The following is a 16,337-nucleotide window of genomic DNA, read 5'->3' as shown; positions in this document are numbered from 1 at the left end:
AAAGCAGACCGCCGGCAGCTAGGATTTTTTGACCAGCGCCATGCCGCACTTCGGGCGTTTGCCCGGTTCGGTGGCGGCCACTTCGGGGTGCATGGGGCAAGTGAAAGCCGCGCCCACGGCTTTGTGGGCGTGGGCCTCGTCCAGCTTGTCGAAGCGCACGGTCAGCGCCTTGCCGTCGGCCGTGTTTAGCGTCACGATGGCCGTGCGCACCTTGGCCCCGGCGGGCAGCTTGGCCGTGAGGTGGTCGTCGCCGGCCAGGGCCAGCGGCACGGTCACGGTGGCGTTGGTGCTCAATTGCACCAGCACCGAACCGCTCATGCCTTTGTTGGGCACGGCGCTCATCTTGGCTCCCAGCAGGTAGAAAGCCATCTCGGTGGGCTGGGCCACCAGCTCCAGGTGGTAGGGGCTGGCCGAGCGCACCACGCCGCCGTGAGGAGCTACGTGAGCGTGGGTTTCGCCCGCCGCCATTTCGGCGTGCTGGGCGTGGGCAAGGGGCGCGGCGGCCAGCAGGGCCAGCGCGGCGAGGAGGGAGCGGAGCATTTTCATGGAGGGCGGTAGCGGCAATTATTGGGGTAGGATTAAGCTTTTTTGACCAGGTCCATCTCGCAGGTGGGGCACTTGCCGGGCTTGCTGCTGCGGCTGCCCTCGCAGCCCATCGGGCACTCGTACACGGCGGCCGAGGTTTTCATCTTGCCCTCGTTCTTGGTGTGCCAGTCCTTGAACTGCTGGATTTCCTTCTGCTGGGCGTCAATCATCATTTGCGCCATCTCCTTGAGCTTGCTGTCCTTGCCGTGGGCCAGCTCGGCTTTGGCCATATCCACGGCGCTCTGGTGGTGCACCGTCATCAACATGTTGAAATTCATGTCCGCATCGGCCACCATCGCGGGCATATTTTTCATCATGCCGTCCATCGAGGCCTTCATCTGGGCGGTGAAGGGGTCGGCCGGGTCCTGGGGCTTGTAGTTGGTGGGAGCCGAGTCAAGGCGCTCGGCAATGGGCTCCAGCTCGCCGATTTCCTTCTGCTGGTCGGCTTTGATTTTCTCGGCCATCTGGCGCATGGTGGCGTCCTTGCCGTCGCGCAGCTCGATGTCAGCCATGGCCACCGCCCCCTTGTGGTGCTCCAGCATCATGTGGGCGAAGTCGTGGTCGGTGTTGCCCTTCATCTTCATGGCGTTCATCTTGGCCATCATGTCGTTCATGGAGGCCATCAGGGGCGAGGTGCCGGCGGCCATTTTCGAGTGGTCCATGCCGGCCATGTTGCCGGCTGCGGCGGTGGTATCGGCCGTGGCCGAAGTCGTTGCAGTAGCCGTGGTGTCGGTCTTCTTGTCGGAGTTGCAGCTGCCGAGGAGCAGGGTGCCCGAACAGAGGGCGGCGAGGAAAAATGCGGACTTTTTCATGGGGATTGAGATTGGGTTAGCGGTGAAAGATGGAGTTGTAGCGAAGGCGCTAGGCCTTCACGTTAATGGTGAAGTCGCCGGTGTGAATCTGCCCGCCGTGGTTGAATTGCAGGAAAACGCGGTACAGGCCGGGCTTTTCGAAGTTGGTATTGAAGCCGATGACCGGACCCTTGTCGGCCTGGTCGTTGGGGTGCACGTGCAGGTAGCGCTCGGTGTCCTCGCTGATGACCACGACGTGGCCCAGCGCCCCGAGGTACTTATCGAGGTCCGTCACCGGCTGGCCATTCTTGCTGAGGGTGATTTTCATGCCCAGCAGCTGCCCTACTTTCAGCTCCTTGTCAAAAGCAAGCGTGGCCTGGTAGCCATCCTGGCTCCACTGCATCTGGTCTTTGCTGAACTTGACGGGCGTGTACTTCGGCCCCTGCACGCTCACCACTTGGCGGCCCAGCTGGTGGCCGCTGCCATCGGGCGTGTAGTCCTGAAACAGCACGTAATCACCGCCTTTAGGGAAGGTAAAGGGCACCTTGTAGTTGCCATCGGCCGTGAACTCGGGGTGTTCGTGGTCGAACACCGACAAGTCCTTGCGGACGATGATGAGGTGGATTTTCTTCTCGTGCACCACCGCCAGCGGCACCGGCGCTTTCTCGTTGCCGACTTCCTGCGGGGTATAGGTGAGCGTGGCGGGCTGGCCGGCCACCAGCTGCATGGGTTTGGGCTCGAACTGCATCTGGTAGCTTTTGCCGTTGCTCACCTGGTCGTTGTGGACCAGCTCCATGCCGCACTTGGGGCACTTCTCGCCGGGCTTGGTGCTGGTCACCTCCGGGTGCATGGGGCAGGCGTAGGTGTGGCCCCCGGCGTGCGCGGCGGTGCTGTCGGGCGCGGTGCCGGTGGGCGTAGTGACGGTATTGGTGGCGCTGCTGCTGGACGAATCCGACGAGCAGCTGGCAACGGTGAAAACGCTGACAACGGCCAGCAGCGGAACAAGAAAGCGATTCATGAAAACGGGTATGAGATGAGAGGTCTGGCCGGAAATGGCCGGGGGCCTACGCCTGCCACTGCTGCCAGAGCACGAAGCCCAGCGCGGCAGCCAGCCCGGCGTAGAGCAGGTAGGACAGCCAGCGATGGCCCGGCCCACGAGGGGGCGGCGCACCGGCCTCCTGACAGCAACTCTTCATTGCGGGGAGGGGAAAAACCAGGAAAATGGGGGGAGGGGGCGCGGGTGTGCCACGCAGACGAGCAAACGAAAAGGCCCGCCCCGGACATAGCATAGCTATGCCGGCGCGAGCCTTAGCGCGTCGGAAGAATCAGACAGTCAGCGACTGGATGAAGATGCGGATGTCGGGTATTTTGGGCTTGAGGTGCCGGGGCGGAACCAGGGCCACCGTAGCCGTGCGGTCCCACTTGCCAGCCAGCGGCCGGAAATGAAACTCGATTGCCGCCGGCAGGATAGCCGGGGCAGGGGTGAATAAGTGTTTCTGGGCGGGAGTCGTCAGCGAAGACAGCAGCGAGGCCGACTTGTCCTTGCAGCAGTCGTGGCTGGTGCCCGACTTGGGCGAATGGCTGTGCTGCTTGGTCGGGTGCTCCGCCACCGCGTCGTGGCCGTGGCAGCCCGCGTGCGCCGGCTTCTCGGCCTGGTGGTGGTCCATGGCCATCATCGGCGAAGCCGGCGGCAGCGGATTTATCGTTGCGCACCAGCACTGCCCCACGAACACGTTGACGAAGACGAGCAGGAAGCTCGTCGCCAGCAAACGGCGGAAAGGGTACAGGCTACGGAACATAACGGGCATGAAGCAACCGCAAAATTAGACTTATCTCCTCAGAAGAGTAGAGCTGCTTCTTTACCCGCAATGCCGCGAAAGGGTTCCGGTGGCCTGCTTCGTGCAGTAAGTAAGCCAAGATAAAATGTCGCTAATGAGCGTGTCAGCCCATTATGCGCAATAGCGGAGTGACTAGCACACGACTGGTAAAAGCAAAATTATGCAAGCTATCGGCGTGATTTTATAAGTTCGGCAAGGCTAACTGCCTGATGATATCCATGGTTTTGAAAACAAAATCAGCCCCCTTTTCCAAAAGAGGTGCTGGAAAACGTATTCATCAGTGGGAAGGGCATTCAGGCTTCATTTCTGGATGCCCCAACCAATAACTTAATTTTTACCTTTTCACCCATGGCCTCCACGCCTACCCCCATTTCGCTTTTACAAGAAGTCAAAGCCCAACCCCTAAGGATTGCCACTGCGGCAATCCTTAAATCAACCATCCAGTTCTTTTACACGCACAAGGGCCGCATCGCCGCATGTGGCAGCGGGGTGCTACTGACCCTCGATGGTCGATATTTCGTGGTGACGGCGGCGCACGTCATTGCCGGCAAGTATCACGAGACGTTCGTGATTCTGCTTCCGCACGAAGTTACCCTGGCTGGTGAGCTACGGATTACCTCCCTGCCTGCCTCGGGCAAACGGAAGGACGACAAAATTGACTTGGCCGCGTTGGAACTGACCGACGAGTCCCAACTTGCCCGCCTGCAGGAAGCCTACCACTTCCTGACCCTTTCGGAACTCTCCACGAGTCCCAGGCACCTAACGGATGTCTACCTATCCGTCGGCTTTCCGGCGGCGAAGACCAGGTCTTTTGATGGCCAGGTGAAATCAGCACCGTACCCACTGCAGACTCAATTGATGGGTGAATTTGATTATGCCCGGGCCAAGCTCCACCCGGCTACTCACCTCGTGCTCGACTTCACGGGTGACGTGCTGTCGGCCACCAATCCCCAGCCACACAAGCGCCCCAAAATGGAAGGCATCAGCGGCAGCGGCCTTTGGGATACAGGCAATTATCTGCTACACGACCCTTCCCTGGAAAAGAAGCTGGTTGGCATTGTAACCGAAGAATTGACGCTCAACCGAAGGAAGTACCTGCTCGTGACCCGAACTACTGTGCTACTGGAGTTTTTACGTCAGAGCTTTGGCTTGCAAATCCCTGTTTCCACGACCGTCAAAGTCAACTTGGGGTCTGCCCGGTGGTGCCTCGCTGAGTGGCAGGCAAAACAGGCAGTTAAGGATGCCGGTACGGCGGAATAGGCAGTCAAATTATGCAATTCTGAGGCGATATTTAGTACCAACTTCGCCATGGGGTCGCCGTTCCTTTGTAGCGTGATTATGGGTTTTCGCCAACTGGCCGAACGGCCCATAATCACTCACTACGCTGCTTTTTATGGAACCTGCCACGAAAACCGAAACCCTCGATATCGAAGGCATGACCTGCGCCTCGTGCGCGTCCTTCGTCGAGAAGTCGCTCAGCCGCACGCCCGGCGTGCAGCGGGCGATGGTCAACTTTGCCACCGAGAAGGCCACCGTGGACTACGTGCCCACCCAGGCCTCCCCGGCTACGCTGAAGGAAGCGGTTATCAACGCCGGCTACGGCGTGGTCGAGCGCGCCCCCGATACCAGCGCCGCCGAGCGCAGCGCTGAAATCGACCGCCAGAAAGCCCTGGCTTACCAGAAGCTCAAGCGCCGCTTCTGGGTGGCCGTGGGGCTGGCCGTCATCATCATGCCGCTGAGCATGCTCATGCTCTGGCCGGCGATGATGGTGCGCGTCAACATGCAGTGGCTCAACTACGCTCTGCTGCTGCTCACGCTGCCCGTGCTGCTCTACAGCGGGCGTGAATTCTACGTGTCGGCCTGGAACGGCTTCAAGCACCGGGCCGCCAACATGGATACGCTGATTGCCGTGGGCACCGGGGCAGCCTTTCTGTATAGCCTGGCCGCTACGGTGGTGCCGGGCTTTTTCACCAGCCGGGGCCTGATGCCCGAGGTGTACTACGATACGACGGCCACCATCATTGCCCTGATTCTGCTGGGCAAGGTGCTGGAGCTGCGGGCCAAAACCCAGACCTCGGCGGCCATGCGCAGCCTCATCGGCCTGCAAGCCAAAACCGCCCGCGTCGTGCGGCCCGATGGCGCGGAAGTCGACGTGCCCATCGAGCAGGTGCAGCTGGGCGACCTGGTGGTGGTGCGTCCCGGCGAGAAGGTGGCCACCGACGGCCTCATCACCGAAGGCAGCTCGGCCCTGGACGAGGCCTTGCTCACCGGCGAAAGTCTGCCGGTGCAGAAGCAGGTGGGCGACCCGGTGTTCGGGGCCACGCTCAACAAAACCGGCTCCTTCCGCTTCCGCGTGACCAAAGTGGGGGCCGATACCATGCTCTCGCAGATTGTGAAGCTGGTGGAAGAGGCCCAGGGCAGCCGCGCTCCCATTCAGCGGCTGGCCGATAAGGTCAGCGCCATTTTCGTGCCCACGGTGGTGGTCATTGCCATTCTCACGTTCGTCATCTGGTTTGATTTAGCCCCGGCCGGCACCCGCCTGCCGCTGGCGCTGGTCAACTTCGTGGCCGTGCTCATCATTGCCTGCCCCTGCGCGCTGGGGCTGGCCACGCCCACGGCCATCATGGTGAGCACCGGCAAGGGCGCGGAGCACGGCGTGCTGGTGCGCAACGCCGAGGCGCTGGAAAAAGCCTACCAGGTAAATACCGTGCTGCTCGACAAAACCGGCACCATCACCAAGGGCGAGCCCGCCGTGACGGATTTCTGGACGCTGCCCGGCCAGCAGGCTAGCCAGCTGCTGCCGGTGGCGGCCGCCGTGGAGCGCCAGAGCGAGCACCCGCTGGCCGAGGCCGTGGTGCGCCACGCCGACGCCCAGGGCGCGGCCAGCCTGACGGCCACCGGCTTCCGCGCCGTGGAAGGCAAAGGAGCCGCCGCTACGGTAAATGGCCAGGCCGTGCTGATTGGCAACCGCCGCCTATTGGCCGACGAAAACGTAAGCCTCTCCCCGAGTCTGATAACCCAGGCCGAGCAGCTGCTGAGCCAGGCCAAAACCGTGCTTTACATTGCCGTGGCGGGCCAGGCCGTGGGCCTGGTGGGCGTGGCCGATACCGTGCGCGACACGTCGGCTGCCGCCATCAGAAAGCTCCAGGCGCTGGGCATCGAGGTGGTGATGATGACCGGCGACAACCCCGAAACAGCGGCCCAGGTGGCCGGGCAGGTCGGCATCACGCGCTACTTCGCCGAGGTGCTGCCCCAGGACAAGGCCGGCAAGGTGAAGGAGCTGCAAGGCGAGGGCCGCACCGTGGCCATGGTGGGCGACGGCATCAACGACGCGCCCGCGCTGGCTCAGGCCGACATCGGGCTGGCCATCGGCTCGGGTACCGATGTGGCGATGGAAGCCGCCGGCATCACCCTGATGCGCTCCGACCTGAACGGGGTGGTGACGGCCATTGAGCTGAGCCGCCAGACCATCCGCACCATCAAGCAGAACCTGTTTTTCGCCTTCATTTACAACACGCTCGGCATTCCCGTGGCGGCCGGGCTGCTGTACCCCTTCTTCGGCATCCTGCTCTCGCCCATGCTCGCGGCCGGGGCCATGGCGCTCAGCTCGGTGTCGGTGCTGACCAACTCGCTGCGCCTGCGCAGCTTCGACAATCATTAATTCCGCTCAGTTATGGATACGACCGCCATTATTGTCACCGTCGGCGGCCTAGCCCTCGCCGGGTTTGTGCTCTGGTACTTCTTTTTCTCGGCCCGCCAGACGGCCAGCGCCGTGTCTTCCTCGGGCGGCGTGCAGGAGGTGGCCATCACCGTGAAGGGCGGCTATTCGCCCGACGTGATTGAGGTGGAGCGCGGCAAGCCCGTGCAGCTGAGCTTCTACCGCGACGAGGAAAACAGCTGCTCGGAGGAGCTGCTGATGCCTGATTTCAGCATCCGCCGCGACCTGCCGGCCTTCAAAACCACGCTGGTCGAGCTGCTGCCCCAGCAGGCGGGCAAGTTTGAGTTTACCTGCGGCATGGGCATGCTGCGGGGTAGCCTGGTCGTGAAATAATGCCGCACCCTATGCACGCCGACGTTAGCATTACCCATGTCCTGCCCCCGCCCGGCTCGCACCGGCTCCTGATTAAGAACATGGTGTGCCCGCAGTGCATCCGGGTGGTGGGCGAGGAGATGGCCGCCCTGGGCCTGCAGGTGCACCGCGTGGCGCTGGGCGAGGCCGACGTGTCCACGCCCGACGGGGCGGCTCCCGATTTGGTGGCCATCCGGGCCAGCCTGCAGGACGCCGGTTTTGAGTTGCTGGAAGACCCCCGCGACCAACTTGTGGACCGCATCAAAACCCTGCTGGTGGCCCTGATTCACTACCCGCCGCCGGGGCCGCGCCTGCTCAACTACTCGGACTATCTGGTCGAGCACCTGGGCAAGGACTACCACTATCTTTCCCACTTGTTCTCTGCTTCCGAGGGCCTCACGATTGAGAAATTCATCATTCGCCAGAAGGTAGAGCGGGCCAAGGAGCTGATTGGCTACGGGGAGCTGCCCATCGCCGAAGTGGCCAAGCAGCTGGGCTACAGCAGCCCGGCGCACCTCTCGCGGCAGTTTCGGCAGGTGACCGGCCTCACGCCCACCGAATTTCAGCGCCTGGGGCCCGCCAGCCACGCCCGCCGCAGCCTTGACTCGCTGATATAGTGGCCGGTAAGCGGGTGGGGGAGCGATACACAGGAAAAAAGCAGCAGCGTAATTAACGCCGGGCTGTTTTTTATTGTTCATCAATTCAGGAGCCATTCACCTAATTTTCCGGCTCCTGCTCTGCTTATGACTAGAGGGTTACTTGTCGATTTCACCTACCTTTTTTCCGAGCCCGCCCTGCCCATTGAGGAGTGCCTCTCGGGCATCAGCCGGCTCCGGCGCTTACAATGCGTGTCGCACCTGCTCGGCTACCTCAGCCAGGTGCCGGCTCCTAAGCGGAACCATATCACGGACATGCAGCAGTTCTTTGGCACCCACAGCCAGCTGTTTGCCGACGAGGTGTATTACCGGGCGAAGGTGCTCCAGAACCGGGGGCATGGCCGGCTGAGCTTTCTGCACCCAAAACGGTGCTGCAGCTTTACTACTACTGCTTCGAGCTGCCGGATGAGCCCGATACCAAGTCGTCGGCCGAGTTGGAGAAGAGCTTGTTTAAAGCGTGCCTGGTGCTGAACGGCCCGTACATCGCGGAGCAGGACCAGGCTTCGGCCGCGGCGAAGGCGCTGCTCCCGAACCAGCCGCTAGCGGCAATGGCGTTGGCGCTGACGTTCTCCGACTTTGAGCTGGTGAACCTGCGCCTGCTCAATATCGCCGTCCTGCAGCTCATTAAATCGGTCCGGCTATTTGAGTTTTTGGAGGCGGAGGCGCGTTTTGCCCCGTTGCTGCACGCTTTTCTGCAACGCTTCGGCTGCCAGGACTGGCCCGAGTATTTCCGGAAGCTCAGCGGCGTAACGAAGCCCGTCATGCAGGCGGAAAATCCGGGGCGCATCTCCGTGGAGATACCCGATAACCAGCCGGACTATGAAGCTGACCGGGCCTTCCTGCAGCGCTTTGCGCTGCGCGAAGGCCAGAAGCTGGATAAAGCCGATTTCACTAGTCTGCGGGCTACCCCACTGGTGGAGGAAACGCCGGGCACGTTTGTGCTGGCCTACCCAGTGTTGGTGGTGGAAGCCATGCACAAGGGGCTGTATTTTCAGTTTAATCAGGCCAACCAGTCCCTGCCGAAAACCCAGCGGGAGCCCGACTGGCGCTCGGTGTACTGCGACCTGTTCTCGGAGCAGTACCTCATGTATCTGCTGCTCGATGCCACCTTTCGGGGTCGGGGGTTGGCCCTGAGCGGTCGAGCCATTTTCGACGGCTGGCAGTTGAAAGGGCAGTCCGAGCCCGACTACTATTTCCGCCACGCTAACCGGGCCGTGCTTTTCGAGTCGAAAGATGTGTGGGTAAACAAGGTTGCCAAGGCCGGCCACGACTTCGCCACGTACCTGGATGAGGTAAAGAAGAAGTTCTACGAAGACGAAGACCAGCACCCCAAAGCCGCGAGGCAGCTGGCCAACAACGTGAAGCGACTGCTGCGCCACAAGCTGCCTTTCGATACCGACTTCGACCCGGCCGAGCTGCTAATCTACCCGGTGCTGGTGGTGCATGACCGGCTCTATAACCAGCCCGGCCTGAACGTGGTCGTCAACGACTGGTTTCAGGAGGAGTTGGCCAAGCTGGAGAAAGAGGGGCTACCGGTGCACAACGTGCGCCCGCTGATTATCATCGACGCGGATACGCTCCTGGCCTACCACGAAGACTTCCGCGACGGGCGGCTGGTGTTTGAGGACGTGCTGGAAGAATACGTGACCTACCTGCGGGCCCCGGCCTGGGCTGGTATCAGCGACGCCGAAGACGAGCAGCGGCTGATGCAGAGCATCCATCCCTTTGCCCTGTTTCTGGAGAACTACGCGGAAAAGCGCGACATGCTGGGTATTCCCAAGGACATGCTGTACCAGATTCTGCCCATCATCAACCGTGGTGCCGACGACCAGCCGGAGCAGTAGATGAACCCGGAAATTATGCAAGGAAATGGCGGGGATTTGTAAAATCCAACGGGCTGGCCTTAGTGTTATGGGGTTTCATCAAAACCTCATCAATTCTATGCCTCGTCTTCGTTTACCCTTGCTCCTGCTGGCCCTGCTGGGCCTTTTCGTGACTTCCTGCTCCAAAAGCCACGACATGGACCCCGCCCACGACAGCGTGTACATGACCATTATGATGGACATGATGACCAAAATGGACGCGCAGGCCAAAACCCAGGACCCCGACCACGATTTCGCGGCGCAGATGGTGCTGCACCACGAAGCGGCCATTAAAATGGCGCAGGAGGAGTTGAAAAGCGGCACCAACCAGGAGATGAAGACGACGGCCCAGACCATCATCACCAAGCAGCAGGCCGAAATCACGCAGTTCAACGCCTTCCTCAGCGGCCACCAGGCGCGGCAGCCGCTGGTGCCGCAGTTCACTCAGCTCCAGAAAACGAACATGGACAAGATGATGGCCAGCAGCGACAAGCGCACCATCACGGGCCGGCCCGATTACGACTTCGCCCAGCTGATGGTGGACCACCATCAGGCCGCCATCGACAACTCGGAGGCGCTGCTCGTGCACGGCCGCGAGAACACCACCCGGGCGCTGGCTCAAGCCATCATTGCCGACCAGCGGCAGGAAATCCTGGCGCTGCAGGACTGGCTCACGCGCAACAAGTAGCGCCTAGCGATACCGCTCAAGTACACGAAAAGGCAGCTCTGAATGGGCTGCCTTTTTTTGGTAACCAGGAGCGGGCAGCATGATGGGCAGCGGGAGCTTGTAGAAAATTATGCAAGCCGGGGATGCATCGGTATAAATCCAGTAGTACTGCAGGCCGTTTTAGAAATCAGGAAAACTTCACCACGTCCTGCTATTATGAAAAAGCTATTTCGCCTTCCCCTGCTGGCCCTGCTGCTGGCCTCCGTTACGCTTGTTTCCTCGTGCAGCAAAGACGACGCTGACAGCCTGAAAGTGCAGGCCCATGACCAGAACACCATGATGACCCTCATGCACGACATGATGAAGAAGATGGATGCCATGATGAAAACCCAGGACCCCGACCAGGACTACGCCATGATGATGGTGATGCACCACCAAGGAGCCATTACCATGGCCCAGGAGGAATTGAAAAATGGCAAGGACACCCAGATGCGGGACCTGGCCACCCGCATCATTGCCGCGCAACAGGCCGAGATTACGCAGTTTAACGCGTTTTTGGCTGGGCATCGGGTAGAGACGCCCCTCGTACCAGCTTTTAACACGCGCCAGATGATGGCCATGGATAAGATGATGCGCGCCAACGACCTACGCGTTATCACCGGCAATACCGACCGCGATTTTGCCCAACTTATGCAGGACCACCACCAGAGCGCCATCGAAACGTCGCAGGCCGATTTGGACCTGGGTCGCCACACCGAAACCAAAGCCCTGGCGCGGCAGATAATCGACGAGCAAATGATGGAAATAAAGGAGATGCAGGAGTGGCTGCTGACCAACAAAGGCTACTAATGGCCTGCTTCCTTTCACCTGAAAAGCAGCGGGCTACATAGCCCGCTGCTTTTTAATTTACACCTTTTCCCAATGGAAATGCACAACACTCCCTGGCTGCCGGACTGGCTTCTCTGGACTTGGTTCGGCCTCACGTTCCTCTCGGTGCTCTACGTGGCCTGGGACCTGTTTACCCGCACGCCGGAAATGAAGGTGATGAAGTGGGGCTGGGTGCTAGTCACGCTCTACACCGGGCCGGTGGGGCTGCTGGTGTACTGGTTTTCGTGCCGCGAGCCGTCGCCGGGTACCCACGAGCAGTTCGTAGCGCCACTCTGGAAGCAGGCCGTGGGCTCCACGATTCACTGCGCCGCCGGCGATGCCACCGGCATTATTGTGGCCGCCGCCATCACCGGCTACTTTGGCCTGCGCATGGGAACCGATATCTGGGTTGAGTACGCGGCAGGCTTCCTGTTTGGGCTGTTCATTTTTCAGGCCCTGTTTATGAAGGACATGATGGGCATGAGCTACGGGGAGGCCGTGCGCAGCTCGTTTCTGCCGGAGTGGATGTCGATGAACGCCATGATGGCCGGCATGCTGCCCACCATGGTGCTGCTCATGAGCCGCGACATGCGGGCGATGGAAGCCACCTCGCCCTGGTTCTGGGCGTCGATGTCGGCCGCTACGCTCGTGGGCGTGGCAGTGGCCTATCCCGTTAACTGGTGGCTCGTTAAGCATAAGCTCAAGCACGGCATGGGTACCGAGCGGGCCCTGGGTAAGGGCGGGGCCCCGGTTGCCGCCGAGCACCAGCACGCGGGCATGGCCATGGCCGGCATGACACCCGCCGCCGCCCCGCTGGCCCCCAGCGCGCACGCCGGCCACGCCATGCCAGGCATGCGCATGGAAGGCGACGGCCAGGTATCAGCTGGACGTAAGGCCCTAGTAGCGGTGCTCACCTTGGTGATGCTGGCCGCGGGCTACTACGTGGCCGCGCGCTACGGCGACCTTTCCATGCGGCCCGGCCAGCAGATGAGTATGCCGCAAATGGCCATGCCTGGGATGACCCACTAAGCCGCAACGGGAAGTCCTGACGGTGGATTTCGGACGCCCCGCCTTGCAGACCCCGGGGTTCTGCGCATCTTAGTGGTTCCATTGGCCCACCCCTATTTATGTCCGCCGCGCTACCTCCCCTTATCCAGCAATACAAAGCTGATTCCGAGTCCGTTTACAATACCTGGTTCATCAACAACGAGGAGCGCCTGAAGGCCTTCCGCTCCATCCGGCGCGGGGTGCAGCAGGTGGTGAAGGATATAAAGGCGGGCAGCTTCGGCAACGACTTCAAAGGCACTTCACTCGAATTCGTGCTCAGCGTCATCAGCGAGCAGAAGCAGGTGTTCCAGGGCGCGGCCCACCCCTTCTACTGGAAGCCCAAGCTGCGCATTCCTGACATCTACGAGCACGAGGACAACAAGCGGGCGTTCGGGCAATTTCTGGAAAGCTGCCTGGCCGCCACCACCGAGCAGCAGCTGCTGCGCGAAATTGACATCCTCGACCGCCGCAAAATCAAGGGCCTCGGCCCGGCCGTGGCCAGCATCCTGTATTTCCTGCACCCCACGCTGATGCCGCCCTGCAATACGGCCATCGTCAACGGCTTCAACGCGCTGTTCGGGGAGAAAATCAAGCTCGGCTCCTGGTCCGAGTACCTGCGCATGCGCGACCGGCTGCGCGACCTTAACCAGGAGCACCGCCAGCACCTGAGCCTCGACTACGGCGCGCTGAGCGGGCTGCTCTTTGACGTAGGCGTGAAAAAGATGATTGCCGGCGACCAGCAGTTTGCCACCGACGAGGACCGCGACAAGTACCAGCAGCAGGCCCAGAAGCGCCACAAAGAGGTGCAAACCGAAGCCCAGGAAGAAAACCAGCACACCGAGATGCAGCATCACCTGCTGCGCGTGGGCAAGGCCCTGGGCTGCGACGTAACCACGGCCATTAACGACCGCAACCGCCTCTGCGGCGGGCAGAAGCTCTCGTTCCTCTGCCTCGACCAGCACCCCGAGCTGCCGGTGCCGGCCGACGTGGCCAGCACCATCCGCCTCATCGACATCGTGTGGTTTGCCCCCGGTACCAACCGCGTGGTGGCAGCCTTCGAGGTGGAGAAAAGCACCAGCATCTACTCGGGCATCCTGCGCCTGACGGATTTGGCCTTCTCCATGCCCGAGCACGAAACGGCGCTCTACCTAGTGGTGCCCGACGCCCGCGAGAAGGAAGTGCAGGCCCAGCTTTCTCGCCCGGCCATCCGTGCCGCCGGCGCGACCATCCGGTACATTCTGTTTTCGGAGCTGCGCCAGCACTGCGAGGCCCTGTGCAAGTTTGGCGACTCGCCGGCGGCCATGCTTAAGATTGCGCGCTCGGTTTAAGTGTCCCTGTTTGTTCTCTGGTATGACTACTAGTTAGCTTGACTATTTATGGCCGAGTATCTGTATTTATGGTTGGTGTTGCTCGGATTTCTGGTCGGATTAGGGCTGCTAGCAATTCGAAAAAACCGGCTTGATAAGCAGCTGGCGCAGGAAAAGAGCACCCTTTACAAGGATTACCAAACCAGAAATTCCGAGCTAAATGTCCGGGAGAAAACACTCGACAAGCGCACCGCTGATGTGGCTCGATTGGAAAAAGTGTTAACCGAGAAAAGCAAAAGCTTTCCCTGGCTAGCCGGCGCAATTGCGGACCTGGTCTTGCTCAACAACAATCAGGTTGCTGACTATTTGGCCTTTAAGCCCCGGCCGGCTAAGTCGTCTGCCCAGGCAGTGCGTGAAGTCGGCAAAGAGAAACGCATTCTGGCTGCTCAGTTGAAGCACCTGCAGTATGTAATTAACCAATACGAAGGCCTGTTTCCATTTCTGACGGAGTTCCGCGAAGGAGAAATGGAGGAGGCGCTGCTTGAAATAAAGGATACGTTTGGCGAGCAAGCACCGCAGGAAGCCGACCCGGTGAGTGTTTTTCTGACGGCCGGTGAATACAGCAGTCTCTCCACTACCGAGCGTAACCAGCGGGCCTTGGAGCGGTACATGCAGGGCCGGAAAAGTCCTTACCAACTGGGCCGTGATTACGAGCGATTCGTGGGGTACTTGTATGAATGTGAAGGTTATACCGTAACCTATTTCGGTATTGAGAATGGCAAGGAAGACCTGGGGAGGGACTTAATCTGTCGTAAAGACGGCAACACCCTCATCGTGCAATGCAAGTACTGGAGCAAGCACAAGCTCATCCACGAGAAGCACATCAACCAGCTGTTTGGTACTACCGTCAAATTCTATCTGAACTCAGCGCAGAAAAAACTAGCCGACCAGCAGCTACATCTTTTTCCGCAATTACTGTCCGCCAGTAACATTGTAGGGGTGTTTTGCACCTCCACGGATTTGTCGGATACGGCCCGCAAATTTGCCCAGGCTTTGCGCATCCAGGTTCGGGAGCAGGTGAAGCTGGGCGCTTTTCCGATGATAAAATGCCACATCAGTCCGGCAACGGGTGAGCGTATTTATCACTTGCCATTTGACCAGATGTACGACCGAACCAAGCTGGATAAGGCAGGTGAGTTTTACGCCTTAACCGTTGCGGATGCCGAGGCTAAGGGCTTTAGAAGAGCTTGGCGGTGGCGTGGGTAGTTAACCGCACCCTATTAAAGAGTGCGCGAAACGTGGGGAGTGAACCTGGCTGGTAGTTGCTCGGGGTTTCGAACTTCGCTAATTGGATTAGGCGATAAAGTCAAATAAGAGCTTCGTTAGCTGTCCTACTTGGTTTTGGGCTTGCATCGCGCTGTACATCTGCACGATGGTTTCCAAGTGTGTTTTGCTCCTGCACGCAACGTAACGCGTGGAATAGTGAAGGGTAGCCAAGTCCTTTTGGATAGTAAAAATTGGGCTTTTAATCCGCTTCTGGGCCCAGTGCTTGTAAATAAAAGTGTCGGTAGCGCTTAGCGGAAAGATGAAGTCTTCGAGCTTGCTATGGTCCGCATCGGGCCTTTCCAGCACGGGGCAGTCTCCAATCACGGAGGGAAACCGTTCATCGGGCTGCGAGTGAATAAACCAGCTGGCGTGAATGTCGGTAAGCTTATTCTCGTCAAACAACGGCAGCAGGGGCAATAAGATACGCTTGGCCTCTTTGATAGCATCCGAATTTACCAACTGGCTCAGCGCGTTCTGGTCCACTGGTTTAGCTTGGTCGATGGGCCGGATTTCTGCCTTTAAGTCGGCCAGGCTCAACTCCTCTTTCAGTCGGCCAAACTGTGGGTCGCTCGCCGGTATGCGCCATTTAAGGGAGCTGGCCAGCGCAACAATGCTCACCACTTCTTCGAGAGAAGCTTTTCGGGAGAGTAGGACGTTTTGCAAATCGGCGGCGGCCTTGTCATCCAAAGCTGCATACAGGGCTTCCAGATGGTCTTTAGGCTGGCCGTGAAAGAGAACTGTATTCCGGTCCATTTCAAAGAATATAGCCTTCGGGCTTTGCCGCTGCTTGGCTATTCTGCCGTCTGCTTATCAAGCAAGTAGAGCAGTCCATCCGCATCCGCAAAATTCTTGATGAGGAACTGGGGAATGTAGTGGTGTCGGCGCGATACCTGCATTAGCGGGGGCAACAATTAAAATAAAAAAGCGACTCCATTTCGGAACCGCCATTTTATTGATAAAAAACAGAGTAGAAGTAGTACTATTTGCCTCCCTTCTCTTTTCGCACGCCTTTGAAGGGCGTACCATCTTGCTTCACGTCCATGAACTGGCCGTTGGTGGTGTTCCGCTTCACGTATTGCTCCGTGACGGGGTTGAAAACTTGCGAACGGTCGCGCACTGCGCCGTTACGGTGGCCGTCGCCGGCCGGTTTGTTAGTTGCCATATAGCAGGGCGAGAGGGAAAAACTCTCTTTACCTCAACAGTGAGTTTGAGCGGAGAATTCCACTTAAGACTTCACCAGCCTATGCAACTTTTATTCAGTTGCTTTGAGTTGCTTGAAACTGCGCCTGCACGAAGTCGTGGGCATAGGCTTTCACCTGGTC

The 16,337-nt window shown here is 59.7% G+C and carries 17 protein-coding genes; 10 read left to right on the top strand and 7 right to left on the bottom strand.

Annotated elements, in window-relative coordinates; translation table 11 throughout:
* Positions 1 to 18: 18 nt before the first annotated feature.
* The 5 genes from MUN81_RS22135 to MUN81_RS22120 form a co-directional block, all read right to left on the bottom strand.
* Positions 19 to 540 (bottom strand): heavy metal-binding domain-containing protein, encoded by a 522-nt coding sequence (locus MUN81_RS22135; RefSeq protein ID WP_245117548.1) that lies wholly within the window; start codon positions 538 to 540, stop codon positions 19 to 21.
* Between the two features lie 38 nt (positions 541 to 578).
* The gene (locus MUN81_RS22130; RefSeq protein WP_245117546.1) at positions 579 to 1,397 is read right to left on the bottom strand and encodes a DUF305 domain-containing protein; all 819 of its coding nucleotides are present in this window, start codon (positions 1,395 to 1,397) and stop codon (positions 579 to 581) included.
* 49 nt (positions 1,398 to 1,446) lie between these two features.
* Entirely contained in the window at positions 1,447 to 2,394 is a 948-nt protein-coding gene (locus tag MUN81_RS22125) for a heavy metal-binding domain-containing protein (RefSeq protein WP_245117544.1), read from the bottom strand.
* 46 nt (positions 2,395 to 2,440) lie between these two features.
* Positions 2,441 to 2,572: a hypothetical protein gene (locus tag MUN81_RS22775; RefSeq protein ID WP_280638286.1), complete on the bottom strand. Its 132-nt coding sequence runs from the start codon at positions 2,570 to 2,572 to the stop codon at positions 2,441 to 2,443.
* 129 nt (positions 2,573 to 2,701) lie between these two features.
* On the bottom strand, positions 2,702 to 3,175 hold the full coding sequence (locus MUN81_RS22120; RefSeq protein ID WP_245117542.1) for a hypothetical protein: 474 nt from the start codon (positions 3,173 to 3,175) through the stop codon (positions 2,702 to 2,704).
* A gap of 297 nt (positions 3,176 to 3,472) precedes the next feature.
* Here MUN81_RS22120 and MUN81_RS22115 point away from each other — a divergent pair, with 297 nt between their 5' ends.
* From MUN81_RS22115 to MUN81_RS22070, 10 genes are all read left to right on the top strand, one after another.
* A complete protein-coding gene (locus MUN81_RS22115) occupies positions 3,473 to 4,474 on the top strand; it encodes a serine protease (RefSeq protein ID WP_245117541.1) in 1,002 nt (333 codons plus the stop codon).
* Between the two features lie 133 nt (positions 4,475 to 4,607).
* Complete coding sequence (locus MUN81_RS22110) at positions 4,608 to 6,875, top strand: heavy metal translocating P-type ATPase (RefSeq protein ID WP_245117539.1); 2,268 nt, start codon at positions 4,608 to 4,610, stop codon at positions 6,873 to 6,875.
* A gap of 12 nt (positions 6,876 to 6,887) precedes the next feature.
* Positions 6,888 to 7,265, top strand: a complete 378-nt coding sequence (locus MUN81_RS22105) for a cupredoxin domain-containing protein (protein ID WP_245117537.1) — start codon at positions 6,888 to 6,890, stop codon at positions 7,263 to 7,265.
* An 11-nt stretch (positions 7,266 to 7,276) separates the two neighbouring features.
* A complete protein-coding gene (locus MUN81_RS22100; RefSeq protein ID WP_245117535.1) occupies positions 7,277 to 7,900 on the top strand; it encodes an AraC family transcriptional regulator in 624 nt (207 codons plus the stop codon).
* Between the two features lie 407 nt (positions 7,901 to 8,307).
* Positions 8,308 to 9,783 (top strand): hypothetical protein, encoded by a 1,476-nt coding sequence (locus tag MUN81_RS22095; RefSeq protein ID WP_245117534.1) that lies wholly within the window; start codon positions 8,308 to 8,310, stop codon positions 9,781 to 9,783.
* Positions 9,784 to 9,880: 97 nt separating this feature from the next.
* A complete protein-coding gene (locus MUN81_RS22090; protein ID WP_245117532.1) occupies positions 9,881 to 10,489 on the top strand; it encodes a DUF305 domain-containing protein in 609 nt (202 codons plus the stop codon).
* Between the two features lie 195 nt (positions 10,490 to 10,684).
* Positions 10,685 to 11,317: a DUF305 domain-containing protein gene (locus MUN81_RS22085; protein WP_245117530.1), complete on the top strand. Its 633-nt coding sequence runs from the start codon at positions 10,685 to 10,687 to the stop codon at positions 11,315 to 11,317.
* Positions 11,318 to 11,395: 78 nt separating this feature from the next.
* A complete protein-coding gene (locus MUN81_RS22080) occupies positions 11,396 to 12,364 on the top strand; it encodes a DUF4396 domain-containing protein (protein ID WP_245117528.1) in 969 nt (322 codons plus the stop codon).
* A gap of 98 nt (positions 12,365 to 12,462) precedes the next feature.
* The gene (locus MUN81_RS22075; protein WP_245117527.1) at positions 12,463 to 13,710 is read left to right on the top strand and encodes a hypothetical protein; all 1,248 of its coding nucleotides are present in this window, start codon (positions 12,463 to 12,465) and stop codon (positions 13,708 to 13,710) included.
* A 48-nt stretch (positions 13,711 to 13,758) separates the two neighbouring features.
* Positions 13,759 to 14,955, top strand: coding sequence for a restriction endonuclease (locus tag MUN81_RS22070; RefSeq protein WP_245117525.1), 1,197 nt, complete (start codon positions 13,759 to 13,761; stop codon positions 14,953 to 14,955).
* 87 nt (positions 14,956 to 15,042) lie between these two features.
* Here MUN81_RS22070 and MUN81_RS22065 read toward each other — a convergent pair whose 3' ends face one another.
* Positions 15,043 to 15,768, bottom strand: a complete 726-nt coding sequence (locus MUN81_RS22065; RefSeq protein WP_245117523.1) for a hypothetical protein — start codon at positions 15,766 to 15,768, stop codon at positions 15,043 to 15,045.
* A gap of 226 nt (positions 15,769 to 15,994) precedes the next feature.
* Positions 15,995 to 16,177, bottom strand: a complete 183-nt coding sequence (locus MUN81_RS22060; RefSeq protein ID WP_044518383.1) for a hypothetical protein — start codon at positions 16,175 to 16,177, stop codon at positions 15,995 to 15,997.
* Between the last annotated feature and the right edge of the window lie 160 nt (positions 16,178 to 16,337).

Source organism: Hymenobacter sp. 5317J-9 (genome assembly GCF_022921075.1).
In the GTDB taxonomy this organism is placed as follows: Bacteria; Bacteroidota; Bacteroidia; order Cytophagales; family Hymenobacteraceae; genus Hymenobacter.
This window is presented reverse-complemented; position numbering and strand designations above follow the sequence as displayed.

Coding starts and splice junctions, on each gene's coding strand:
- MUN81_RS22135 (WP_245117548.1), bottom strand. CDS start 540: ATGCTCCGCTCCCTCCTCGCCGCGCTGGCCCTGCTGGCCGCCGCGCCC.
- MUN81_RS22130 (WP_245117546.1), bottom strand. CDS start 1,397: ATGAAAAAGTCCGCATTTTTCCTCGCCGCCCTCTGTTCGGGCACCCTG.
- MUN81_RS22125 (WP_245117544.1), bottom strand. CDS start 2,394: ATGAATCGCTTTCTTGTTCCGCTGCTGGCCGTTGTCAGCGTTTTCACC.
- MUN81_RS22775 (WP_280638286.1), bottom strand. CDS start 2,572: ATGAAGAGTTGCTGTCAGGAGGCCGGTGCGCCGCCCCCTCGTGGGCCG.
- MUN81_RS22120 (WP_245117542.1), bottom strand. CDS start 3,175: ATGTTCCGTAGCCTGTACCCTTTCCGCCGTTTGCTGGCGACGAGCTTC.
- MUN81_RS22110 (WP_245117539.1), top strand. CDS start 4,608: ATGGAACCTGCCACGAAAACCGAAACCCTCGATATCGAAGGCATGACC.
- MUN81_RS22105 (WP_245117537.1), top strand. CDS start 6,888: ATGGATACGACCGCCATTATTGTCACCGTCGGCGGCCTAGCCCTCGCC.
- MUN81_RS22100 (WP_245117535.1), top strand. CDS start 7,277: ATGCACGCCGACGTTAGCATTACCCATGTCCTGCCCCCGCCCGGCTCG.
- MUN81_RS22090 (WP_245117532.1), top strand. CDS start 9,881: ATGCCTCGTCTTCGTTTACCCTTGCTCCTGCTGGCCCTGCTGGGCCTT.
- MUN81_RS22085 (WP_245117530.1), top strand. CDS start 10,685: ATGAAAAAGCTATTTCGCCTTCCCCTGCTGGCCCTGCTGCTGGCCTCC.
- MUN81_RS22080 (WP_245117528.1), top strand. CDS start 11,396: ATGCACAACACTCCCTGGCTGCCGGACTGGCTTCTCTGGACTTGGTTC.
- MUN81_RS22075 (WP_245117527.1), top strand. CDS start 12,463: ATGTCCGCCGCGCTACCTCCCCTTATCCAGCAATACAAAGCTGATTCC.
- MUN81_RS22070 (WP_245117525.1), top strand. CDS start 13,759: ATGGCCGAGTATCTGTATTTATGGTTGGTGTTGCTCGGATTTCTGGTC.
- MUN81_RS22065 (WP_245117523.1), bottom strand. CDS start 15,768: ATGGACCGGAATACAGTTCTCTTTCACGGCCAGCCTAAAGACCATCTG.
- MUN81_RS22060 (WP_044518383.1), bottom strand. CDS start 16,177: ATGGCAACTAACAAACCGGCCGGCGACGGCCACCGTAACGGCGCAGTG.